A 22936-nucleotide genomic window follows, 5' to 3' on the forward strand; every position below is an offset into this window, starting at 1 on the left:
CGCGCGTATCAATGGCTGATACAGAACGCGGGCCAATGGCTGCTACATAGGCTGGCCGAACCCGGAAGATCACCTTCACGTGTGGTGTTCCGGTGGTCACCCAGCGGGCATGAACGGCTGTACGAAAACCAGTGAGACGCGCCGAGAACCATGGAGAACCACTGGCAACGGCCGACAACGGCTGACAACCGCCGAAAACCATCGAAGGGGGATGAGGAGCGCGGTGACCGAGGGGCCCGGCATCCGTACCGGGGACCTGCCGGACGAGCTGACCGCCACCGAGGCCGGCATGTGGCAGGCCTTCCGCAACGGCAGCGTGTACGACCTGAGCAGCGGGGACGCCGCGGTGGACGATCCGCACGGCGGGCATCCGTGGGGCCCCGGGCGGACCGTGCGCGCCCGCATCGTCTGCTGGCTGCTGCTGGACGGCCCGCCGGCGCTCGCGGGCCGGGTGCCCGCGCTGAAGCTGGCCGGCGTGCGGATCACCGGCACGCTGGACCTGGCGGGCGGCCACGTCACACCGTACGTGGAGCTGACCCGCTGCCGCTTCGACGAGGAGGTCCGGGTGCCGGAGGCCCGGTTCACGACCGTGCGCCTGGTGGACTGCTCGGTGCCGCGCCTGGAGGCGGCCCGCGTGCACACCGAGGGCGATCTGCATCTGCCGCGCTGCCGGTTCCGCGGCGGGGTCCGGCTGACGGACGCGCACATCGGCACCGATCTGCTGCTCAACCAGGCGATCGCGCACCGCGACCGCAGCGGCCGGTCGATCGCGGCGGACGGCATGACCGTGGGCCAGGACCTGCAGGCGGAGCTGCTGGAGTCGCACGGCGAGTTCAGCCTGCGCGGCGCCCAGATCGGCGTCTCGCTCAGCCTGCGCGGCGCGGTGCTCGCCAACCCCTACGCCCGCTTCGCCCTGAACGCCCCCCAGCTCACCGTCGAGCGCACCCTGTACCTGACCCCGGCCGGCGTGGGCAGCCCGCTGCTGAGCGGCACCACACCCGCGCGCGGGACGCGGATCCAGGTGTTCGAGTGCCGGGGCGGGGTGCGTCTGGACGACGGGCGGTTCGGGGACGCCGTCGACCTGGAGCGGGCCCGGTTCGACCTCACCGACGACCAGGAGCTGTCCCTGCGCCGGGTGCAGACGCCGGAGCTGCGCTTCCTCGGGGACAAGCCGCAGCGCGGCCGGGTGGTGCTGTCCGGCGCGCGGATCGTGAACCTGGTGGACCGCGCGAGCAGCTGGCCGGAGGCGGGCCGTCTGCACATGGGCGGATTCGCCTACGAGAACCTGGTGCCGCAGGGCCCGTTCCCGCTGACCCGGCGCCTGGAGTGGGTGGCGGCGGCCACCGCCGAGTACGCGCCGGAGCCGTACGAGCGGCTGGCGGCGGTGCTGCGCGCCGCGGGCGAGGACGAGGACGCGCGCGAGGTGCTGCTCGCCAAGCAGCGCCGGCGGCGCGAGACGCTGCCCCCGGCCGGGAAGGTCTGGGGGTTCGTGCAGGACTGGGTGGTGGCCTACGGCTACCGGCCCGGCCGTGCCGCGGTGTGGATGGCCGTGCTGTGGGCGGCGGGCACGCTGGCGTTCGCGCACGCCGACCATCCGCCGGTGAACTCCGGCGGCCATCCGGCGTGGAGCCCGGCGCTGTTCACGCTGGACCTGCTGCTGCCGGTGATCGACCTGGGCCAGGTCGGCCAGTGGCAGCTGCGTGGCGGCTGGCAGTGGCTGGCGACGGTGATGGTCCTGCTCGGCTGGGTCCTGGCCACGACGGTGGCGGCGGGCGCGACCCGGCTGCTGCGGCGCAGCTGACGGCGCAGGGGGCAAGACGGGCACGGCGTCCTCACGGGGTGAAGGTCGTCCTCACGGGGTGCCGGGGCGCACACAATTTGAACATTCACCTTTTACCGGCCCTTGACTTCCCGGCGTACAACTTTCCATGACTTGACCGGAGCCTCTGGCGCCGCCCCGACCTGCGGACTTTCAATGGTCGACACCATGGCTCTGCTGCCCTCGTTCATCCGCCCCACCCGGATGACCAAACGCGCCGCGCTCCCGGCCGCCCGACCGCCGGCCGGGGACGAGGCCGTGCTCGACGCGCCCGACGACCGCCTCTCCCCGGCGCTGGTCGCGGCCGGCCGCGGCGAGTACGCCACCGCGGCCGCCCTGCTCGCCGCCACCCGCGCCGCGACCGAGTGGGAGAACCGGGACCGGTACGTACGCCGCCTGGCCGCCTTCGCCCGCTCCCGTCCCGAGTGGTACGAGCAGTGGCGCGCCGCCGCCCCGGACGACCCCGGCGTGCTGCTGGTCGGGGCCCAGCTGGCGGTGGACCGCGCCTGGTCCTCGCCGGCCCGCGCCGAGCTGCTGCGCGAGGCGAGCCCGCCGATCACCGCGGCCGCCCGCGCCGACGACCGCGACCCGGTGCCCTGGCGGATCGCGCTGGACCACGCGCGCGGCTCGCGGGCCGGGCACCGCTACTTCGAAGAGCTGTGGGAGGCCGCCGTACGGCGTGCCCCGCACCACTACGGCTGCCATGTGGCCGCCCTGCGCTACCTCGCCACCTTCTGGCCCGGCTCGCACCGCGAGCGCTTCGACTTCGCCGACCGGGCCGCGCAGGACGCCCCGGCCGACTCGCTCGTCCAGGCGCTGCCCGCCCGGGCCGCCTTCGGCTACCTCACCGACGGCAGCCGCCCCGAGATGCCGCGGGCCCGGCTGGACGCGGCGGCCGACCGCGCCATCGGGCTCTCCGGCCGGTTCCCGGCGGCCGACCCGTGGCCCGCCGAGGTCCGCAACAAGCTGCTGTACGTGCTGCTGCGGCTGGACCGCTGGGAGGACGCCCGCACCCAGCTGCGCCTGATCGGCCCGTACGCCACGTCGTTCCCCTGGGACCGGTTCTCGGACGACCCCCTCGGCCACTTCCTGCGCCTGCGCGAGCACCTGGAGACGGGGGGCCCGCGGCCCGCCCCGGCCGGGCTGCTGACGGTGGTCCCGGACGCCCCCGACGGCCACGGCGGACACGCCGGCGCCGCGGACCACTAGGCTGGGGCGCCGTGACCACCGTCCGTCTCCCGCTCTTTCCGCTGAACTCGGTGCTGTTCCCGGGGCTCGTCATGCCGCTGAACGTCTTCGAGGAGCGTTATCGCGCCATGATGCGCGAGCTGCTGAAGACCCCCGAGGACGAACCGCGCCGGTTCGCCGTCGTCGCCATCCGCGACGGCCACGAGGTGGCGCCGAGCGCCCCGGGCATGCCCGATCCCACGGCCGAACCCGAGCGGGGCCCGGCCGCCGGCTTGGGCCCCGACCCGCTCAAGGCCCTCCACGGGGTGGGCTGCGTGGCGGACGCGGCGACCGTCCGGGAGCGGGCCGACGGCACCTTCGAGGTGCTGGCGACGGGCACGACGCGGGTGCGGCTGCTGTCCGTGGACGCGTCGGGGCCGTTCCTCACCGCGGAGCTGGAGGAGCTGCCGGAGGAGCCCGGGGACGAGGCCGGCGCGCTGGCCGAGGGCGTGCTGCGCTCCTTCCGCCAGTACCAGAAGCGCCTGGCGGGCGCCCGGGAGCGCTCGCTGTCCACCGGCGCCGAACTGCCGGACGACCCGGGCGTGGTGTCGTACCTGGTGGCTGCGGCGATGGTGCACGACACGCCGACCAAGCAGCGCCTGCTCCAGGCCCCGGACACCGCGTCCCGGCTGCGGGACGAGCTGAAACTCCTTCGCGCGGAGACGGCCATCATCCGTAACCTGCCGTCGTTGCCCGCGTTCGAGCTGACCCGGACGCCCACCAGTCTGAACTGAGGGAAGCACGACACCCCGATGGCGAAGAAGCCGAAGAAGCAGCAGCAGTCCGGGGGGACGCCCGCGACGGTCGCCCTCACGGCGGCGGGCGTGGACTTCACGGTCCACGCCTACGACCACGACCCGTCCCACCCCTCCTACGGCGAGGAGGCGGCCGAGGCGATGGGCGTCTCCCCCGACCGCGTCTTCAAGACCCTGGTCGCCGACGTGGACGGCTCCCTGGTGGTCGGCGTGGTCCCGGTGGCCGGCTCCCTCGACCTGAAGGCCCTGGCCGCGGCGGTGGGCGGCAAGCGGGCCACCATGGCCGACCCGGCCCTCGCCGAACGCACCACGGGCTACGTCCGCGGTGGCATCTCCCCCCTCGGCCAGCGCAAGAAGCTCCGCACGGTCCTGGACGACTCGGCCCGGACCCACCCCACGATCTGCGTCTCGGCGGGCCGCCGGGGCCTGGAGGTGGAACTGACCCCGGCCGACCTGGCCCATCTGACGGAAGCGGTCCTGGCCCCGATCGGCCGAGGCTGACCAGGACGCCCGATGCCGGCACCGACCGCCCCGGGCTCACCGGCCCGGGGCTCGTACCGCCCCCCGACGGCCCGCGCCGGCCGGCGCGGGCCGGGAAGCGCCCCCACCGCCCCCTTGCTCAGTCGAGTGGTGGTTCGGGGTCTCGGGGGCCGAAGAGGGTGGTCAGGGCGAGGTGGGCCAGGAGGGCTGCCAGGGGCCACGCCAGCAGCGCGCCCTTGGCGGACAGCTTCAGCGGGGCCGAAAACGTCACGCCCTTGCCCACGGCGCGCGCGTGGGCCAGCACGTCGGACTCGGGGCCCAGCCACACCCCGAGCCGCCAGGCCAGCAGGGAGGCCAGGAGCCCGCCGAGCCCCAGCGCCACCACCAGCGGCACACCTCCGCGCCGCCGCAGCAGGAACGCCACGACCGCGCTGACCAGGCCGAACGCGAGCCCCAGCAGGGTGAACGTGCCGTCCACCCCTATCGCCTGTTCGCCCTCGGTGTCCTTGAGGTAGACGACCCAGCTCCTGTCGATCTCGTCCCCGACCAGCGGCACATGCGGCGCCAGCCACCACCACAGCAACCCGAGCAGCACCCCGCACAGCGCCACCGCGACCGTGATCACGGCGGCCTCCCGCAGTTCCGTCTTCATCCCGGGGCCGTCCTCTTCGTACGCGCCCGCGCCCAGCCCCCCGGCAGGCGGCGGCGCCTGCCGGACCTGGTGCGCGGAGTTGTCGTGCGGCGGCGGAGGCGGAGTCAGCGGTGCGGTCACCTGAACATCGTGCCAGGTCGTGCTGTGGGCCGCGTCACCGGACGGCGGCCCTGCGGTACGCCCAGGCCGCCGCCGCCAGCGAGACCACGCCGACACCCGCGCACACTCCCAGGTCAGCGAGGACCACGGCCCAGTCGGGATGTTCCCCGAACGTCCGCGCGTACGCCTCGACGCCGTAGGTCGACGGCAGCAGATCGCGGGCCAGCCGCACCACCTCCGGCATCCGGTCGGCGGGCAGCACCCCCAGCAGCAGCGCCGCCGACATGCCCAGCTGCCCGAGCAGCGTGGCCAGCTCCGGCCGCGGCGCGAGCAGCCCGCACGCCGCGCCGAGCCCGGCCAGCGCGGCCCCGGCGAGCGGGATGACGGCCACCAGGATCCACAGGTTGGTCAGCGGCAGCCCGAACAGCGCGCATCCGAAGACCGCGGTCACCAGGGTCCCCGGCACGGTGAAGGAGGCGTACGCCGCCGCCGCGCCCAGCACCACGGCCGCCGGCGGCACCGGCAGGGTGGCGTAGTGGTCGAGTCCGCCGCTGGCCCGCAACTGCCCGAAGTACTGCGACAGCAGGTTCAGCGCGACGTACGCGACGACCAGCACGGACGATCCGGCCACCACGGACTGGGCCTCGTGGCCGCTGTCGACCACCCCGCGCATCATCACGGTGATGCCGACGGACTGGAAGGTCGCCACGAACAGCAGCGGGATCCGCGCCACCCGGGCACGGGACAGCTGCGCCCGGTACACGGCCACCAGCGACGGCCACAGCCGTGCGGGCGGCCCCAGCTCGGCCGCGCCGGGCGCCGTATCCGGCACGGCCCGGGCGCCGCCCGGCAGGACCTCGGCGGGTACGGCACTCACGACGAGCTGCTCCTCTTCCCTACGGCAGTCGCGTTCCCTACGGCAGTCGCGCACATGCATACGCGTTCCGCGGCCGGTGTGCTCACGCCTTCACCAGCCCCTGCCGGGCCGCGCCGCCCAGCGCCAGGTAGACGTCCTCCAGGCTGGGCGTGGCCAGCGTGAAGTCGTCCAGGGCGGCGAACGCGGCCCCGCCGGTCACGGTGGCGACGACGGCACGGGCCTCCTCGGGCGCGAGCCGGAGCGTCCAGCGCCGGCCGGACTCCGCGGCCCGCTCGCGCAGCACGGCGACCTCGGGCACCTCCAGCGGCGCCCGTTCCCGCCACACCAGCTCCACCCGCACCTCGCCGGCGACCCGCGCCTTCAGCCCGGCCGGGGTGTCGCAGGCGATGACCCGGCCCTGATCGAGCACGGCGACCCGGTCCAGAACCGACTCGGCCTCGATGACGTTGTGCGTGACGAGCAGCACGGTCGTCCCGTGCTCGGCCCGCCGCCGGTCCACGGCCGCCCAGACGGCGCGCCGGGCCACCGGGTCCATGCCGGTGGTCGGCTCGTCCAGCACGAGCAGCGGCCGTTCACCGACGAGGGCGGCGGCGAAGCAGGCGAGCCGCCGCTGCCCGCCGGACAGCTTCTTCAGGGCCCGCCCGGCGATGGTGGTCAGCCCCAGCTCCTCCAGTACGGCGTCCCGCTCGGCCCGCGCCCGCCGTACGTCCAGGCCGCGCAGGCGTCCGGTGGTCTCGGCGGCGAGGGAGACGGTCAGCTCGTCCAGGGCGGTGGACTCCTGGCCCAGGTAGGCGAGGAGCCTGGCGGCGCGCTCGGGATGGCGCACGATGTCGTGGCCGAGGATCTCGACGCTGCCGGTGTCCGGCCGCAGCAGGCCGGTGACCTGCCGGACGAGGGTGGACTTGCCGGCGCCGTTCGGGCCGAGCAGCCCGAAGATCTCACCGCGCCGCACGTCCAGCTCGACGCCGTCGGTGGCCCGTACCTCGGGGGTGCCCGGGCTGCCACGGCGGCCCCTGGCGGCCGGGTAGGTCTTGCCGAGCCCGCGCACGCGTACGACCTCGTCGTACCGAAGTGCCTGTCCCGCGCGCGTACTCACAAGGGACGAGGGTACGGGGTCCGGGGCCTTTACTCGCCTTTGGGGGCGGTCGGGGGCTTCAGTCGGCGGCGGGCGTCTGCTGCTCGGCCGCCGCCGGTACGTCGATCTCCCGCCAGAACCCCGCCCGAATGGCGTAACGGTCGTGCTCGTCGATCTGGTCGTCCTTGTGCGCGAGCAGCCCGAACCGTGCCGCGTAGCGCAGCAGCTCGCCGTCGATGCGGTGCGGGATGCGCGGGTACATCTGCGACAGCCGCTGCAGATGGCTCTGGTCGCCGAGCCGGGAGATCCAGCGGCGGGCGAAGACCTGCCCCACCTCGTAGGGGTCGCCGCCGACGGTGGTGATGTCCTCCTCCCGGTCGGCCCACCGCTGCTCGGCGGTGGTGAGCTGGGCCAGCGTCGGCATGGAGGCGGCCTCGGGGGGCTCGGCGACCACGCCCGGCCGGTCGACCCAGCCCTTGTCGGAGGACCAGCGCAGGGTCGCCGTCGTGGGGTGCTGCGCGGACGGGGCACCGGGTGCGCGCAGCGCGGCCAGGTCCTTGGGGGTGGGGACGCCCTTGGCGGCGGGGGCCCGCTCCGCGGTGCCGTTCGCCGTGGCCGTGGCGGCCTGGGGGTGCGCGGGCTGTTCGGGCTGCCGCTCGGCCGTCGACAGCGCGGACTCGGGCAGCGGCGCGGAGAGGATCGCGGCGATCTCGGGGCGGGGCGCGGGCGGCGGGGCGCAGACGCCGGTCAGCTCCTTGGCGCGGACGGCCTGGGTGATCCAGGCCCGGTCCAGCACGCGCCGCTCGTCGGCCTCGGCGACCAGGTCCTCGGACTGGTTGTAGTCGCCGTCGGCGGCCTGGACGGCCCACAGGTGGACGGCGACGCCGTGCTCCTTCGCGGCCATCATGCCGGGCAGCAGATCGCCGTCGCCGGTGACCAGGACGACGTCGGAGCAGGCCCGGTTGCGGGCCAGCTCGGTCAGCTCGGCGTGCATGGCGGCGTCGACGCCCTTCTGGGCCCAGCGTCCGTCGCTGCGGGTCAGGGCGCCCAGCCGGACGGTCACCCGGGGCATCACGCGCAGCCTGCGGTGTTCCGGCTGGGGGACCCGGTCGGGGGCGCCGTCGAACCAGTAGATGCGCAGCAGGGGGCGCTCGGTGTCGGATTCCGCGCGCTCCCGCAGGGCCTGGATCAGTGCGGCGTGGTCGACGGTGATCCGGGACCGCGAGGGCTCGCCGGCGAGGAGGCTGGCGGCGGCCCCCAGCAGATACCCGGCGTCCACCAGGACGATGCATCGGTCCACGCGACTCACCCTCTTCCCGGGAGGTTTTGCTTCGGACTTCCTTCGAGTCTGCCCGACCGCGCGGGGCTTAACGGCCCGAACTCGATCTTCGGCGTGGCGTTTCGGGTTCCGGTCCGCCCAGCTTCCCTGTCACACACGGTAATTATCCGACATGCGGCCGATGTCAGCGTATGTGAATCTGGTCCCGGCCCTGGCCCCTAGATCCCCCACAGGAGGCAGATCACCATGGCCAAGAACAAGAACCGCAAGCAGGCCGGCCCGCAGAACCGCGCACAGCAGAGCGAGCACGCGCAGCGTCCCCCGGCGGAGGAGCACGAGTCGCCGGTGTCGCACATCCAGGGCGGCCCCGCGGATGGTGCCCGTAAGAAGCAGAAGAGCTTCGGCCACAACTAAAGGGCAGTTGAAGCCCCGGCATACGGAAGGGGCGCACCCGTGGTGGGTGCGCCCCTTTCCGCTGCCTCATGCCGGCGGTCTCAGCCGGCCAGGCAGGACGGGCCGAGCAGGACCTTCAGGTCGCCGAAGAGGGCCGGGTCGGGCTTGACCCGGTGCCGGTCCAGGCGCAGCACGGTGGTCTTGCGCGGGCCCTGGAGCTTGATCCGGACCTCGCTGTCGCCCTTGTGGTGGCTGAGGATCTCGCCGAGGCGGCTGACCATGGGCGGGGTGATCCGGGTGGCCGGGATGGTGAGGACCACGGGCGCGTTGGTGCCCGCGTTGGACAGGTCCGGGACCATCAGCTCCATGGCGACGAGCCGGGGCACGTCCTCGCGCTTGTCGAGCCGGCCCTTGACGAACACGACGGCGTCCTCGACCAGTTGGGTCGACACCAGCTGGTAGGTGGCCGGGAAGAACATGCACTCGATGGAGCCCGCGAGGTCCTCCACGGTGGCGATCGCCCAGGCGTTGCCCTGCTTGGTCATCTTGCGCTGGAGGCCGGAGATGATGCCGCCGATGGTGACGACCGCGCCGTCGGCGTGCTCGCCGCCGGTGAGCTGGGCGATGCCCGCGTCCGCCTTGTCGGACAGCACATGCTCCAGGCCGAAGAGCGGGTGGTCGGAGACGTAGAGACCGAGCATCTCCCGCTCCTGGGCGAGCAGATAGGTCTTGTCCCACTCCTCGTCGGTGAACTGCACGTCGAGGCCGAAGCCGGGCTCGCTGCTGGTCTCCTCGCCCATCCCGCCGAAGAGGTCGAACTGGCCCTCGGCCTCCTTGCGCTTGACCGCGACCACGTTGTCGATCATCGGCTCGTACTGCGCCGTGAGGCCCTTGCGGGTGTGGCCCATCGAGTCGAAGGCGCCGGCCTTGATCAGCGACTCGGTGGTGCGCTTGTTGCAGACCACCGCCTCGACCTTGTCGAGGTAGTCGGGGAAGGAGGTGTACTTCCCCTTCGCCTTGCGGCACTTGATGATCGACTCGACGACGTTGGTGCCGACGTTGCGGACGGCGGACAGGCCGAAGAGGATCACGTCGTCGCCCTGGGCGGCGAAGTTCGACTCCGACTCGTTCACGTTCGGCGGGAGGACCCGGATGCCCATGCGGCGGCACTCGTTGAGGTAGACCGCCGACTTGTCCTTGTCGTCCTTGACGGAGGTGAGCAGGGCGGCCATGTACTCGGCGGGGTGGTTCGCCTTCAGGTAGGCGGTCCAGTACGACACCAGGCCGTACGCGGCCGAGTGCGCCTTGTTGAACGCGTAGCCGGCGAACGGGACCAGCACGTCCCACAGGGCCTGGATGGCCTCGTCGCTGTAGCCGTTCTTGCGGGCGCCGGCCTGGAAGATGACGAAGTTCTTCTCCAGCTCCTCCGGCTTCTTCTTGCCCATCACGCGGCGGAGGATGTCGGCCTCGCCGAGCGAGTAGCCGGCGATGATCTGGGCGGCCTTCTGCACCTGCTCCTGGTAGACGATCAGGCCGTAGGTGACGTCCAGGACCTCCTTGAGCGGCTCCTCCAGCTCCGGGTGGATCGGCGTGATCTCCTGCTGCCCGTTCTTGCGCAGCGCGTAGTTCGTGTGGGAGTTCATGCCCATCGGGCCCGGCCGGTACAGGGCCGAGACGGCGGAGATGTCCTCGAAGTTGTCCGGCTTCATCAGCCGGAGCAGGGACCGCATGGGGCCGCCGTCGAACTGGAAGACGCCGAGGGTGTCGCCGCGCTGGAGCAGCTCGAAGGTCGTGGGGTCGTCGAGCGGGAGGGACAGCAGGTCGATGTCGAGGCCCTTGTTGGCCTTCACCATCTTGACCGCGTCGTCCATGATCGTGAGGTTGCGCAGGCCCAGGAAGTCCATCTTCAGCAGGCCGAGCGACTCGCAGCTCGGGTAGTCCCACTGGGTGATGGTCACGCCGTCGGTGTGCCTCACCCACACGGGGACGTGCTCGGTGATGGTCTCGCTGGACATGATCACGCCGGCGGCGTGCACGCCCATCTGCCGGACCAGGCCCTCCACGCCGCGCGCGGTGTCGATGACCTTCTTCACGTCCGGCTCGTTCTCGTACATCCCCCGGACCTCGCCGGCCTCGCTGTAGCGCGGGTGGCTGGGGTCGGTGATGCCGGACAGCGGGATGCCCTTGCCGAGGACGTCGGCGGGCATGGCCTTGGTGATGCGGTCGCCCATCGCGTACGGGTAGCCCAGCACGCGCGCCGAGTCCTTGATCGCGTTCTTGGCCTTGATGGTGCCGTACGTGCCGATCATGGCGACCTTGTCGGCGCCGTACTTCTCGGTGACGTACCGGATCACCTCGACGCGCCGGCGCTCGTCGAAGTCGATGTCGACATCGGGCATCGAGATGCGCTCGGGGTTCAGGAACCGCTCGAAGATCAGGCCGTGCGGGATGGGGTCGAGGTCGGTGATGCCGAGCGCGTAGGCGACGATCGAGCCGGCCGCGGAGCCTCGGCCGGGGCCGACCGCGATGCCCTGCTTCTTGGCCCACATGATGAAGTCGGCGACCACGAGGAAGTAGCCGGGGAAGCCCATCGAGATGATCGTGTCCATCTCGTACTCGGCCTGCTTCTGGCGGTCCTCGGGGACGCCGCCGGGGAAGCGGCGCTCCATGCCGCGGCGGACCTCCTCCTTGAACCAGGTGACCTCGGTGTAACCCTCGGGGATGTCGAACTTGGGCATGAGGTCGCGCTTCTCGAACATGCCGGTGGTGTCCACCATCTCGGCGACGAGGAGCGTGTTGGCGCAGCCCTCCTGCCAGGCGTCCGAGGAGTCGATGGCGTACATCTCGTCCGTGGACTTCAGGTAGTAGCCGGTGCCGTCGAACTTGAAGCGGTCGGGGTCGGAGAGGTTCTTGCCGGTCTGGATGCACAGCAGGGCGTCGTGGGCGCCGGCCTCGTGCGCGTACGTGTAGTGCGAGTCGTTGGTGACCAGCGGCGGGATGCCGAGCTTCCGGCCGATCTCCAGCAGGCCGTCGCGGACCCGGCGCTCGATCTCGATGCCGTGGTCCATCAGCTCCAGGAAGTACCTGTCCTTGCCGAAGATGTCCTGGTACTCGGAGGCGGCCTTCAGGGCCTCGTCGAAGTGGCCGAGGCGCAGCCGGGTCTGCACCTCGCCGGAGGGGCAGCCGGTGGAGGCGACGATGCCCTCGGACCACTTGGCGATGGTCTCCTTGTCCATCCGGGGCCACTTCTGCAGCCAGCCCTCCGCGTAGGCGTCGGAGGAGAGCCGGAAGAGGTTGTGCAGACCGGTGCTGTTCACGGCCCACATCGTCTTGTGGGTGTAGCCGCCGGAGCCGGAGACGTCGTCCCGCTTCTGGTGCGGCTGGCCCCACTGGATCTTGCGCTTGTTGCGCCGCGACTCGGGCGCGACATACGCCTCGATACCGATGATCGGGGTGATTCCGGCCTTCTTCGCGGAATGGAAGAAGTCGTACGCGCCGTGGAGGTTGCCGTGATCGGACATGGCGATGTGCGTCATGCCCATCTCGTTGCACGCGTTGAACATGTCCTTCAGCCGCGCGGCACCGTCCAGCAGCGAGTACTGGGTGTGGACGTGCAGGTGCGTGAAGGGCGGCTTTGACACGGTGAGGCCTCCGGGGGACACACTCGGCGACGGCTGGCGGACGGTTGTGGGGTCAGCGTCGAAGTCTATGCCTCGCCACCGACATCGGGGGGTGGTGGTCGGGCGGCGCGCGGGCACCTCCGCGTACCTTCGTGCGTTGGGTACGGCAGAGACGCTGTCGTACAGGCACTGCACCAGGAGGCACCCAGCGATGTCGGTCCCCCAGCTCGACGAGGAGCAGCGCGGCGAGGAGATCCTCGCCGTCTTCGACACCGCCTTCGGCCGGCTCCTGGCCGCCGACCCGGCCGCGTTCCGGGTGAAGTTCCGCAAGATGGCGGCCTCGGCCTTCGCGTTCTACCGGGGCACGGCGTGCCTCTTCTACCACGACCTCGACGCGGAGAAGCGCGGCGGCCCGTACCTGGACGACCGCACCTCGCGCGTGTGGATCCACGGCGATCTGCACGCCGAGAACTTCGGCACGTACATGGATTCCAACGGCCGCCTGGTCTTCAACGTCAACGACTTCGACGAGGCCTACGTCGGCCCGTTCACCTGGGACCTCAAGCGCTTCTCCGCGTCCGTGGCGCTCATCGGGTACGCGAAGGCCCTGAGCGACGCGCAGATCACCGAGCTGGTGACGGTCTACGCGGCCGCCTACCGCGAGCGCATCCAGGCCCTGGCCACGGGCGCCAAGCAGGACGAGGTGCCGCCGTTCACGCTGGACACCGCCCAGGGTCCGCTGCTGGACGCGCTGCGCGACGCCCGCTCGCTGACCCGGTTCGGGCTGCTGGAGTCGATGACCGAGATCCGTGACTTCGAGCGCCGCTTCGCGCCGGGCGGCGGCTCCATCGAGCTGGACGCGGCCACCCGGTACAAGGTCCTGGCGGCGTTCGACGGCTATCTGGAGACCCTGCCGGACTCCTCCCTGGCCCGCCCGGACTCCTACCGGGTGAAGGACGTCGTGGGCCGCCGGGGCATCGGCATCGGTTCGGCGGGCCTGCCGTCGTACAACATCCTCCTGGAGGGCCACAGCGACGCCCTGGAGAACGATGTCGTGATCTACATCAAGCAGGCCCAGACCCCGGCCGTCTCCCGGCACATCACGGATCCGGCCATCGCGGAGTACTTCCAGCACGAGGGCCACCGCACGGTGATCTCGCAGCGCGCCCTGCAGGCGCACGCCGACCCGTGGCTCGGCTGGACCGAGCTGGACGGCGCGGGCCAGCTGGTCGCCGAGGTCTCGCCGTACGCCGTGGACCTGGGCTGGGACGACATCGACGACCCGGAGGAGATCGCGGCCGTCGTCGCCGACCTGGGCCGGGCCACCGCCGCGATGCACGCGGCGGCGGACGACACCTCCGGCGAGTCGCTGGTGCCGTTCTCCACCGAGCGGGCCATCGACGCGGCGCTCGCGGCCGACGAGGAGGGCTTCGCGCCCCTGCTGGTGGACTTCGCGCACCGCTACGGCGCACGCGCGCGTGCGGACCACCAGATCTTCCTCGACCTGTTCCGCAACGGCCGGATTCCGGGGCTGTAACCTTCGCGGATTCACAGGCACCCTTTAGGGGTCCCTTACTCGCGTACGTGACAGACTCTCCTCTCGCTATGGACATATCCGGGACCCAGCTCAGAGCCGTGCGCGCGGCGCTGTTCACGGCCTTCGTCGTGACGCTCAGCACCGCGTCGCACGTGCTGCTGTCCCGTGCTCCGCTGCCGCTGGCGACCGTGGGCACGGTCGCCGCCGGGGTGTTCGTCACCGCGTACGCGCTGGCGGGCCGGGAGCGCGGCTTCGGCCGCATCGCGGCCCTGCTGATCCCGCTGGAGCTGGCCGCCGACACGGTGTTCACCACCGGCCAGCACGCCTGCTACGGCCCGGCGGGCGGCCCGGTCGCCGGCCCGCTGCGGGCGGTCGGCCTGCACGTGCTGTGCGAGGGCCAGGTGGGCACCCCGCTGGTCCGGATGACCGGCGGCGCCGACCGCGCGGACGCGCTGCTCGCCCACGCCAGCCCGGCCGCGGCCTGGCTGCTGCTGGCCGCGCACATCGGCGTGGGCCTGCTCGCGGCCGGCTGGCTGCGCCGGGGCGAGCGGGCGCTGACCCAGCTGCTGCGCGCGGTCGCCGCCACCACCTTCCGGCCGCTGCTGCTGGCGGTGGCCGCGGTCGTCGCACGGCCGCTGCCGGACCACCGGCCCACCCGGCCGGCCCCGCGCCGCGCCACCGCCCGCGACCGGCTCCTCGCGCACTCCCTGGGACGGCGTGGACCACCGTGTTCACCGGCATTCGCCTGAGCACGGCCAGTCCCCCACACGTATCCCGCGTACGACGTGTGCGCGTCCCCTATGGAGATCACCAACATGAGCAAGCGAAACAGCCAGACGGCGAAGACGGCGGCCCGGGAACGGCTGCGCCAGGAGCGTGAGCGTCAGGCCAAGCGCGACAAGGCCAGGAGGCAGGTCGTCGTGGCCGCCTCGGTAGTGGCCGTGCTCGCCGCGGCGGGCGGCATCGGCTATGCCGTCGTCCAGGCGAACAAGCCCAGCTACTGGGAGGGGCTCAAGGACGCCAAGGTCACCGCACCGGCCCACACCACGGGCACCGACGGCACCACCGTCGTCATCGGCAAGGACACCGCCAAGAAGACCCTGAAGGTCTACGAGGACCCGCGCTGCCCGATCTGCGCCTCCTTCGAGCAGGCGGTCGGCCCGACGGTCAGGAAGGACCTCGACGCCGGCAAGTTCAGGATCCAGTTCATCGGCGGCACGTTCCTCGACGGCGACGCGCTCGGCAAGGGCCAGATCGGCTCGCGCGGCGAGGGCTCGAAGAACGCCATGAGCGCCCTGGGCGCCGCGCTGAACGTCAGCCCCCAGGCGTTCCTCGACTACAAGACCGCTCTCTACTCCGCGAAGAACCACCCGGACGAGACCGACGACAAGTTCAAGAGCGACGACTACCTCATCAAGGTGGCGAACGGCGTCCCCGCGCTGAAGAACAACGCCACCTTCCAGAACGCGGTGAAGAAGGGCACGTACGACGCCTGGGCACTCGCCATGTCGAAGTCCTTCGACACCAACAAGGACGGGGTGAGCGGCACCCCGAGCCTGGTCATGGACGGCAACAAGCTCACCGCCGGCCCCCAGGGCAACGCGCCCATGACGGTCGCGGACTTCAACACCGCCCTCGACGCGGCGCTCAAGAAGTAGCCGGGCCGCGGTCGAGGGCCGCCCGGACCGGTGCCGGGTGACCCGCGGAGGAAGGGCGGGCGAACTTTTCGAGGGTTCGCCCGCCTCGGCGCGTACCGATCAGTAACCTGATCGTCCGTGACCAGTCGATACAGATCGTCCGAGGCCTCCCAGGGCCTCGGCTCGCTTTCGCCCCGCCGCCGTACGGTCGTCAAGGCCGCGGCGGCGACCGCTGTCCTGGCCGGCCCGCTGGCCGCCGCATCGCCGGCCCGCGCCGCCACGGACACCCCCGCCTTCCTGCACGGCGTCGCCTCCGGCGACCCGCTGCCCGACGGCGTCCTGCTGTGGACCCGGGTGACCCCGGCCCCCGACGCGATACCCGGCTCCGGGATCGGCCCGGACACCGAGGTCCGCTGGACCGTCGCCCGGGACAAGGCGTTCACGACCGTCGTCGCCCAGGGCTCCGTCACCGCGACGGCCGCCTCCGACCACACCGTGAAGGCCGACATCCGCGGTCTGGAGCCGGCCACCGACTACTGGTTCCGCTTCTCGGCCGGCGGCACCGACTCCCCGGTGGCGCGCACCCGCACCGCGCCGGCGGCGGACGCGGCCGTCCCCTCCCTGCGCTTCGGCGTGGTCTCCTGCGCCAACTGGGAGGCGGGCTGGTTCTCCGCCTACCGCCACCTCGCGGCGCGCAACGACCTGGACGCCTGGCTGCATCTCGGCGACTACATCTACGAGTACCAGAGCGGCGAGTACGCCAACCGCGGCAAGGTCGTCCGCCCGCACGCGCCGACCCACGAGATCCTCACCCTCACCGACTACCGGATCCGGCACGCGCAGTACAAGACCGACCCCGACCTCCAGGCCCTGCATCTGAAGGCGCCGGTCATCGCGATCTGGGACGACCACGAGTTCGCCGACAACGCCTGGTCGGGCGGCGCGGTCAACCACACCGAGGGCGCCGAGGGCACCTGGACCGCCCGTCAGGCCGCCGCCAAGCAGGCCTACTTCGAGTGGATGCCGGTCCGCCCGGCCATCGCCGGCACCACCTACCGCCGGCTGCGCTTCGGCAAGCTCGCCGACCTGTCCCTGCTGGACCTGCGCTCCTTCCGCTCCCAGCAGGCGTCCACCGCGAGCGGCTCGGTGGACGACCCCGACCGCACGCTCACCGGGCGGGCCCAGCTCGACTGGCTGAAGGCCGGTCTGAAGGCCTCCGACACCAGGTGGCGACTGGTTGGCAACTCGGTGATGATCTCGCCGTTCTCCTTCGGCTCCCTCTCCGCCGACCTGTTCAAGCCGCTCGCCAAGCTGCTCGGGCTGCCGCAGGAGGGCATCGCCGCCAACACCGACCAGTGGGACGGCTACACCGACGACCGCCGCGAGCTGCTGGCGCACCTGCGCTCCAACGCCATCGGCAACACCGTCTTCCTGACCGGTGACATCCACATGGCGTGGGCCAACGACGTGCCGGTGGACGCCGGCACCTACCCGCTGTCGGCGTCGGCGGCCACCGAGTTCGTCGTGACCTCGGTGACCTCCGACAACCTGGACGACATCGTGAAGCTGCCCGAGGGCACGGTCTCCGCGGTCGCCGCGCCGGGCATCAGGGCCGCCAACCGGCACGTCCACTGGGTGGACACCGACCGGCACGGCTTCGGTGTGCTGGACATCACGGCCGACCGCGCGCAGATGGACTACTACGTCGTGTCCGACCGCGCCGACCCGAACGCCACGGCCGGTTGGACGCGTTCCTACCTCACCCGCAGCGGCACGCAGAAGGTCGAGCGGACCTACGACCCGGTGTGACCGCTCAGCCCAGCGACTCCAGGAAGCCGAGCGCCACCCGCCAGGTGGCCTCGGCGGCCTCCTCGTCGTAGTCCGGCAGTCCGGGGTCGGTGTAGAGATGGCCGGCCCCGGCGTACCGGTACACCTCCACGTCGGCACCCGCCCGGCCCATCTGCAGGTACCAGGCGCTCAGCCAGTCGTCCGTCTCGAACGGGTCGGGCTCGGCCACGTGCAGCTGCACCGGCAATTCGTCCACCTGGGCGTTCGGCGCGATGTCCGACGTGCCGTGCAGGAGCAGCAGCCCGCGCGCCATGCCGTCACCGAGGGCGAGGGTCTGCGCGACGGAGGCACCGAGGGAGAACCCGGCGTACACCAGCCCGCGGTCGGAGTACGGCGCCGCCGCCAGTACGGCCCGCTTGAGCAGTTCCTCCTTGCCGACCCGCTCCTTGAACTCCATGCCCTCCTCGACGGTGTCGAACGTGCGCCCCTCGAAGAGGTCCGGCGTCCACACCTCGTGGCCCGCCGCGCGCAGCCGGTCCGCGGCCTCGCGCACCGCGGGCCGCAGCCCGTAGGTCGAGTGAAAGAGCATGATGTTCATGAGGCCATGGTGCCAGCCGGGTACGACGGTGCCGGTGCCGCCGTACCCCGGAACGCGCCGAACTCACATGTTCATGTCCGCCGCGTGCCGGTTAGGAGCGGAGGCATGGAGAACGTACTCCGCCCCCTGATCGTCCTCGGCGGCACCGTGCTGCTGACCCTGGCCATCGGCTGGGCCACCGACCGGCTGCTGTGCAAGGCCGACGCGCGCGACCACGGCACCCCCCTGTGGGGGCTGCTGCGCCGTGCCCGCATCCCCTACCAGCTCGTGCTGTGCGCCGCCCTGCTGCGCGGCTCCTACGACCAGGCGAAGCTGGTGGAGGGGCACCAGGTCGGCATCGGTCGGACGCTGACGCTGGTGCTGATCGGGTCGGCGGCCTGGCTGGTGATCCGGATCGCCGCGGCGATCGTCGAGACCACCTACTCCCGCTATGCCCGCGCCCACCGCGACGCGGCCCGGGTGCGCCGGGTGCGCACCCAGGTGGAGCTGATCATGCGGGTGGTGTCCGCGATCGTCATCGTCGTGGCCGCGTCCTCGATGCTGCTGACGTTCCCGGCGATGCGCGCGGCCGGCGCCTCCCTGCTGGCCTCGGCGGGCATCATCGCCGCCATCGCCGGTGTCGCCGCCCAGTCGACGCTCTCGAACATGTTCGCGGGTCTGCAGATCGCCTTCGGCGACATGGTGCGCATAGGCGACACCGTCGTGGTCGACGGCGAGTGGGGCACCGTCGAGGAGATCACCCTCACCTTCCTGATCGTCCGGACCTGGGACGAGCGCCGGATCACCATGCCGGTGTCGTACTTCACCTCCAAGCCCTTCGAGAACTGGTCCCGCGGCACCCCGCAGATGACCGGGATCGTCTACTGGCACCTCGACCACAGCGCGCCGCTGGAGGCGATGCGCGAGAAGCTCCGCGACATCCTGCGCCACTGCCCGGCCTGGGACGGCCGCGCCTACGGCCTGGTGGTGACGGACACCACGCCGACCACCATCCAGGTACGCGCCCTGGTGACGGCGAAGGACGCGGACGACATCTGGACGGTACGGGTCACGGTCCGCGAGCAGATGATCGCCTGGCTGTCCGCCGAGCACCCCTACGCCCTGCCCCGCGTGAACACCGCCGACGCGGTGCTCCCCCCGTACCGCATCCCGTCCCCCGACGGCCCCTCCCTCCGCAGGGCCTACGACTTCCCCCGCACCGGCCGCGGCTGACCGCTCGCTCCGCGGGCCCCGGCGCTCAGCGCAGGCTGCGTACGTCGAGGTGGCGCAGTACCCGGTCCACGATCTCCGGATCCGCGCCGGGCTCGCTGCGGGCCGCCAGGACCTCGTGGCGGGCGGCGCTCAGCATCTCGTTCTGGATGCGCCGTACCCGCTTGAGCCGTCGGGCCCGCTGGTGATGGGCTTCCCGCCGCTCCTCCTCGCCCATGTCCGGGCTGATCCGGATCCCGATGTCGAAGGCGCGCCGCAGCATCTGCTCGGACAGCTCCTCGGGCAGCTCCTCGACCTGTTCGATCTCCCGCAGCCGGCGCTTGGCGGCCTTCGCGGCCCGGACCGCCAGCTGCTTCTCGAACTCCTTCTCCCGCTCGGAGTCGGCCCGCACCCCGAGCCGCCGCACCAGCCACGGCAGCGTCAGCCCCTGCACCACCAGCGTGACGATGATCACCCCGAAGGCGATGAAGACGATCTCGTCCCGGTCGGGGAACGGGGAGCCGTTCTCGGTCTTCAGCGGCACGGCCAGCGCCAGCGCCACCGAGGCCACCCCGCGCATCCCGGACCACCACATCACGACGGTCTCCCGCCAGCTCACCGGGATCTCCTCGTCGTAGTCCCGGCGGGCGTGCAGCCGTTTGGTCAGCCAGGTCGCCGGCAGCAGCCACAGCAGCCGTACGGCGACCACCACGCCCACGACGCCGGCCGCCCAGCCCAGCATCTCGGCCCACCGCCCCTGGGCCGTGCGGATGGCGTTGTGCAGCTCCAGTCCGATGAGTCCGAAGGCGACGCCCGTGACGAGGGTGTCGATGATGTCCCAGAAGGTGTGCCCGGCGAGCCGGGTCATCACGTCGTCGGCGTCGGAGGCGTACTCGGCGAGGAAGAGCGCCGTGGTGAGCACGGCGAGCACCCCGGAGCCGTGCAGCTTCTCGGCGAGCACGTAGGAGGCGTACGGCACCAGCAGCGTCATGCCGATCTGCAGGGTCGGATCGCCCAGCAGGTCCATCAGCCGGTTGGCGCCCCAGCCCAGCACCAGGCCGACGGCCACCGCGACGACCGCGGACAGCACCAGGTCGAGCCCGGCCCGCCAGGGCGAGAACGTGCCGCTCACGGCCGCGGCGATCGCCACGTGGTACAGCACGATCGCGGTCACGTCGTTGAAGAGCCCCTCGCCCTCCAGGATCGACACCAGCCGGCGCGGCAGCCCCAGCTGTCCGGCGACGCTGGTCGCGGCGACCGGGTCGGGCGGCGCGACCAGGGCGCCCAGCGCGACGGCGGCCGCGATCGGCAGCCCGGGCACGATCGCGTTGGCCATGACCGCCACGCACAGCGTGGTGACGAACACGAGGGCCACGGCCAGCAGGAAGATCGGCCGGATGTTGGCCGCGAACTGCCGCCAGGACGTACGGCGTACGGCGGCGTAGAGCAGCGGCGGCAGCAGCCCGGGCAGGATCAGGTCGGGCGGGATGTCCACGTTGGGCACGAAGTCGGCCACCGCCAGCGCCCCGCCGAACAGGGTCATCAGCACCGGCGCCGGCACCCCGAACCGGTCCCCCAGCGGGACGCTCACCAGGGCCCCGAGCAGCAGGACGAACAACAGAGCCAGCTGATCCACGGACGGCGCTCCGGGGGTCGACGATCACACGGCAGACCTCAAGCCTGCCATGCCGCCCGCACCCCGGCCGTCCCGACTCCCCCGGTCCGCGCGGGTCCCGGGCCGGAACCGGGTCGCTACAGGACCCGGCGCATCGCCCGGTGCGGTATCCCCGCGTCCGGGAACTCCGGGCCGTACGCCACGTAGCCGAGCCGCTCGTAGAACCCCAGGGCGTGGGTCTGGGCGTGCAGGTCCACCGCCGTGAGGCCGCGCGCGCGTGCCGCGTCCTCGACGGCGCGCACCAGGGCGGCGCCGACGCCGAGCCCGCGCGCCGCGCGCGAGACGGCCAGCCGCCCCAGGGAGCCCACCGCCGGGTCCCCGCCGGTCTTGCCGGCCGCCGCCTCGCCGTACAGCAGCCGCCCGGTGCCCAGCGGCACCCCGTCGGCGCGGACGGCCAGCAGATGCACCGCCACGGCGTCGTAGGCGTCGTACTCGATGTCCTCGGGGACGCCCTGCTCGGCCACGAAGACCTCCTTGCGGACCGCGAAGCAGGCCTCGCGGTCGGCGGGGTCCTCGGCGACCCGGACGGTGCAGGCCGGGCTCACGCCCAGGTCTCCTCGCGGACCTGGTCGAGGGCCTTCTGGAGGTCTTCGGGGTAGTCGCTCCCGAACTCGACCCAGCCGCCGTCCCCCGGGTGTTCGAATCCGAGGCGGACGGCGTGCAGCCACTGGCGGGTCAGGCGCAGCCGCTTGGCGAGGGTCGGGTCGGCGCCGTAGGTGAGGTCGCCGACGCAGGGGTGGCGGTGGGCGGCCATGTGGACGCGGATCTGGTGGGTGCGGCCCGTCTCCAGCTTCACGTCCAGCAGGGAGGCGGCGCGGAAGGCCTCGATGAGGTCGTAGTGGGTCACCGAGGGCTTGCCCTCGGCCGTGACCGCCCACTTGTAGTCGTGCTGGGGGTGGCGGCCGATCGGGGCGTCGATGGTGCCGCTCGTCGGGTCCGGGTGGCCCTGGACCAGGGTGTGGTAGCGCTTGTCGACCGTGCGCTCCTTGAACTGGCGCTTGAGCGAGGTGTACGCCCGCTCCGACTTGGCGACCACCATCAGGCCGGAGGTGCCGACGTCCAGGCGGTGCACGATGCCCTGGCGCTCGGCGGCGCCGGAGGTGGAGACCCGGTACCCGGCGGCGGCGAGGCCGCCGATGACGGTGGGGCCCGACCAGCCCGGCGACGGATGCGCGGCCACGCCGACCGGCTTGACGATCACGACCACGTCATCGTCGTCGTGCACGATCTCCATGCCCTCGACCGGTTCGGCGACCACCTGCACCGGCGCGGGCGCCTGCGGCATCTCGACCTCCAGCCAGGCGCCGCCGTGCACCCGCTCGGACTTGCCGACCACCGCGCCGTCGACCTGGACCTTGCCGGCCGCGGCCAGCTCCGCCGCCTTCGTGCGGGAGAAGCCGAACATGCGGGAGATGGCGGCGTCGACGCGCTCGCCCTCCAGGCCGTCGGGCACGGGCAGGGTACGGATCTCGGGAATCGTGCTCACCCGTCGAGTATGCCGGACGGGTGGGACGGCACCGAACGAGCCTGTGGAAAACCCGGTCGGCCTCAGTCCTTGTGGACGGAGCCGTCGGGGTCCAGGCCGCGGAAGGACAGCAGCACGATCAGGATGCCGCCGCACACGATCGCCGAGTCGGCGAGGTTGAACACCGCGAAGCCCTTGGGCGCGATGAAGTCGACGACCTCGCCCTCGAAGACTCCGGGGGCCCGGAAGATCCGGTCGGTGAGGTTGCCGAGCGCGCCGCCGAGCAGCAGCCCGAGCGCGACCGCCCAGGGGAAGCTGTACAGCTTGCGGGCCAGTCGGATGATCACCACGATCACGGCCGCGGCGATCAGCGTGAAGATCACCGTGAAGGCCGCGCCGAACCCGAAGGCGGCACCGGGGTTGCGGATGGCGTGCAGCTCCAGCAGGTCACCGGCGACCTGGATCGGCGCGTGGCCCTCCAGCCGGGAGACGACGAGCATCTTGCTGATCAGGTCGAGGGCGTACGCGAACGCGGCCACCGCGAACAGCACGGCGATCCGGCGTCCGCGGCCGGTCCGCCGCGCGGTGCTCTCCTGCTCGCCCGCGCGGGACGCACCGGCCTCCCCGGGCGTGCCGGGGCCGGCGGGCGCCCCGTCCGTCGCCGTCCGCTCCTCGCCGTCGTCCGGGGTGTCCGGCGTACCGATGATGCGCTCCGCCTCTGCCACGTGAGTCCCTCAACCTAGGTGCCCTGACTGGGGACGAGACTACGGCA

At 72.2% G+C, this 22936-nt stretch carries 20 protein-coding genes; 10 read left to right on the forward strand and 10 right to left on the reverse strand.

Annotated elements, in window-relative coordinates:
• The first annotated feature begins 223 nt into the window (after positions 1–223).
• The 4 genes from ACZ3ZD_RS33370 to ybaK all read left to right on the forward strand — a co-directional run bounded on the left by ACZ3ZD_RS33370 (position 224) and on the right by ybaK (position 4302).
• On the forward strand, positions 224–1801 hold the full coding sequence (locus ACZ3ZD_RS33370) for an oxidoreductase (RefSeq protein WP_467405842.1): 1578 nt from the start codon (positions 224–226) through the stop codon (positions 1799–1801).
• Positions 1802–1975: 174 nt separating this feature from the next.
• Positions 1976–3028, forward strand: a complete 1053-nt coding sequence (locus tag ACZ3ZD_RS33375) for a hypothetical protein (RefSeq protein ID WP_467405845.1) — start codon at positions 1976–1978, stop codon at positions 3026–3028.
• 11 nt (positions 3029–3039) lie between these two features.
• Positions 3040–3780: an LON peptidase substrate-binding domain-containing protein gene (locus ACZ3ZD_RS33380; RefSeq protein ID WP_467405848.1), complete on the forward strand. Its 741-nt coding sequence runs from the start codon at positions 3040–3042 to the stop codon at positions 3778–3780.
• Between the two features lie 18 nt (positions 3781–3798).
• On the forward strand, positions 3799–4302 hold the full coding sequence (gene ybaK, locus ACZ3ZD_RS33385) for a Cys-tRNA(Pro) deacylase (RefSeq protein WP_467405850.1): 504 nt from the start codon (positions 3799–3801) through the stop codon (positions 4300–4302).
• Positions 4303–4420: 118 nt separating this feature from the next.
• On the opposite strand, the gene ACZ3ZD_RS33390 is transcribed toward ybaK, so the two are convergent.
• From ACZ3ZD_RS33390 to ACZ3ZD_RS33405, 4 genes are all read right to left on the reverse strand, one after another.
• Positions 4421–5053, reverse strand: coding sequence for an AAA family ATPase (locus tag ACZ3ZD_RS33390; protein ID WP_467405853.1), 633 nt, complete (start codon positions 5051–5053; stop codon positions 4421–4423).
• 34 nt (positions 5054–5087) lie between these two features.
• The gene (locus ACZ3ZD_RS33395; RefSeq protein WP_467405856.1) at positions 5088–5909 is read right to left on the reverse strand and encodes an ABC transporter permease; all 822 of its coding nucleotides are present in this window, start codon (positions 5907–5909) and stop codon (positions 5088–5090) included.
• Between the two features lie 82 nt (positions 5910–5991).
• Entirely contained in the window at positions 5992–7005 is a 1014-nt protein-coding gene (locus ACZ3ZD_RS33400; RefSeq protein WP_467405858.1) for an ABC transporter ATP-binding protein, read from the reverse strand.
• Positions 7006–7063: 58 nt separating this feature from the next.
• A complete protein-coding gene (locus ACZ3ZD_RS33405; protein WP_467405861.1) occupies positions 7064–8284 on the reverse strand; it encodes an NYN domain-containing protein in 1221 nt (406 codons plus the stop codon).
• Positions 8285–8509: 225 nt separating this feature from the next.
• Here ACZ3ZD_RS33405 and ACZ3ZD_RS33410 point away from each other — a divergent pair, with 225 nt between their 5' ends.
• Positions 8510–8677, forward strand: coding sequence for a hypothetical protein (locus ACZ3ZD_RS33410; RefSeq protein ID WP_358637451.1), 168 nt, complete (start codon positions 8510–8512; stop codon positions 8675–8677).
• Positions 8678–8757: 80 nt separating this feature from the next.
• Here ACZ3ZD_RS33410 and dnaE read toward each other — a convergent pair whose 3' ends face one another.
• Entirely contained in the window at positions 8758–12297 is a 3540-nt protein-coding gene (dnaE, locus tag ACZ3ZD_RS33415; RefSeq protein WP_467405864.1) for a DNA polymerase III subunit alpha, read from the reverse strand.
• Positions 12298–12487: 190 nt separating this feature from the next.
• Here dnaE and ACZ3ZD_RS33420 point away from each other — a divergent pair, with 190 nt between their 5' ends.
• The 4 genes from ACZ3ZD_RS33420 (at position 12488) to ACZ3ZD_RS33435 (ending at position 17259) form a co-directional block, all read left to right on the forward strand.
• Complete coding sequence (locus ACZ3ZD_RS33420; protein WP_467405867.1) at positions 12488–13813, forward strand: DUF2252 domain-containing protein; 1326 nt, start codon at positions 12488–12490, stop codon at positions 13811–13813.
• Between the two features lie 68 nt (positions 13814–13881).
• Positions 13882–14562: a hypothetical protein gene (locus ACZ3ZD_RS33425; RefSeq protein ID WP_467405870.1), complete on the forward strand. Its 681-nt coding sequence runs from the start codon at positions 13882–13884 to the stop codon at positions 14560–14562.
• Between the two features lie 66 nt (positions 14563–14628).
• The gene (locus ACZ3ZD_RS33430) at positions 14629–15471 is read left to right on the forward strand and encodes a thioredoxin domain-containing protein (RefSeq protein WP_467405873.1); all 843 of its coding nucleotides are present in this window, start codon (positions 14629–14631) and stop codon (positions 15469–15471) included.
• Between the two features lie 117 nt (positions 15472–15588).
• The gene (locus ACZ3ZD_RS33435) at positions 15589–17259 is read left to right on the forward strand and encodes an alkaline phosphatase D family protein (protein ID WP_467405875.1); all 1671 of its coding nucleotides are present in this window, start codon (positions 15589–15591) and stop codon (positions 17257–17259) included.
• 4 nt (positions 17260–17263) lie between these two features.
• On the opposite strand, the gene ACZ3ZD_RS33440 is transcribed toward ACZ3ZD_RS33435, so the two are convergent.
• Complete coding sequence (locus tag ACZ3ZD_RS33440) at positions 17264–17836, reverse strand: dienelactone hydrolase family protein (RefSeq protein ID WP_467405879.1); 573 nt, start codon at positions 17834–17836, stop codon at positions 17264–17266.
• A gap of 105 nt (positions 17837–17941) precedes the next feature.
• Here ACZ3ZD_RS33440 and ACZ3ZD_RS33445 point away from each other — a divergent pair, with 105 nt between their 5' ends.
• A complete protein-coding gene (locus tag ACZ3ZD_RS33445) occupies positions 17942–19048 on the forward strand; it encodes a mechanosensitive ion channel family protein (protein ID WP_467405885.1) in 1107 nt (368 codons plus the stop codon).
• 25 nt (positions 19049–19073) lie between these two features.
• Here ACZ3ZD_RS33445 and ACZ3ZD_RS33450 read toward each other — a convergent pair whose 3' ends face one another.
• The 4 genes from ACZ3ZD_RS33450 to lspA all read right to left on the reverse strand — a co-directional run bounded on the left by ACZ3ZD_RS33450 (position 19074) and on the right by lspA (position 22889).
• Positions 19074–20660 (reverse strand): Na+/H+ antiporter, encoded by a 1587-nt coding sequence (locus ACZ3ZD_RS33450; RefSeq protein ID WP_467405887.1) that lies wholly within the window; start codon positions 20658–20660, stop codon positions 19074–19076.
• A gap of 116 nt (positions 20661–20776) precedes the next feature.
• Positions 20777–21244: a GNAT family N-acetyltransferase gene (locus ACZ3ZD_RS33455; protein ID WP_467405890.1), complete on the reverse strand. Its 468-nt coding sequence runs from the start codon at positions 21242–21244 to the stop codon at positions 20777–20779.
• Positions 21241–22185 (reverse strand): RluA family pseudouridine synthase, encoded by a 945-nt coding sequence (locus ACZ3ZD_RS33460; protein ID WP_467405892.1) that lies wholly within the window; start codon positions 22183–22185, stop codon positions 21241–21243. Before ACZ3ZD_RS33460 ends, ACZ3ZD_RS33455 begins: the two co-directional genes overlap by 4 nt.
• A 62-nt stretch (positions 22186–22247) precedes the next feature.
• Positions 22248–22889 carry a signal peptidase II gene (lspA, locus tag ACZ3ZD_RS33465; RefSeq protein ID WP_467405894.1) on the reverse strand — a complete coding sequence of 214 codons (642 nt, stop codon included), beginning with the start codon at positions 22887–22889 and terminating at the stop codon, positions 22248–22250.
• Positions 22890–22936 lie beyond the last annotated feature (47 nt).

It is taken from the genome of Streptomyces sp. NPDC023481, from assembly GCF_055560195.1.

Bases quoted from the DNA above. Each gene is read 5' to 3' on its own strand.
- ACZ3ZD_RS33420 (WP_467405867.1), top strand. From the start codon at position 12,488: ATGTCGGTCCCCCAGCTCGACGAGGAGCAGCGCGGCGAGGAGATCCTC.
- ybaK (WP_467405850.1), top strand. From the start codon at position 3,799: ATGGCGAAGAAGCCGAAGAAGCAGCAGCAGTCCGGGGGGACGCCCGCG.
- ACZ3ZD_RS33430 (WP_467405873.1), top strand. From the start codon at position 14,629: ATGAGCAAGCGAAACAGCCAGACGGCGAAGACGGCGGCCCGGGAACGG.
- ACZ3ZD_RS33440 (WP_467405879.1), bottom strand. From the start codon at position 17,836: ATGAACATCATGCTCTTTCACTCGACCTACGGGCTGCGGCCCGCGGTG.
- ACZ3ZD_RS33410 (WP_358637451.1), top strand. From the start codon at position 8,510: ATGGCCAAGAACAAGAACCGCAAGCAGGCCGGCCCGCAGAACCGCGCA.
- ACZ3ZD_RS33425 (WP_467405870.1), top strand. From the start codon at position 13,882: ATGGACATATCCGGGACCCAGCTCAGAGCCGTGCGCGCGGCGCTGTTC.
- ACZ3ZD_RS33375 (WP_467405845.1), top strand. From the start codon at position 1,976: ATGGTCGACACCATGGCTCTGCTGCCCTCGTTCATCCGCCCCACCCGG.
- ACZ3ZD_RS33445 (WP_467405885.1), top strand. From the start codon at position 17,942: ATGGAGAACGTACTCCGCCCCCTGATCGTCCTCGGCGGCACCGTGCTG.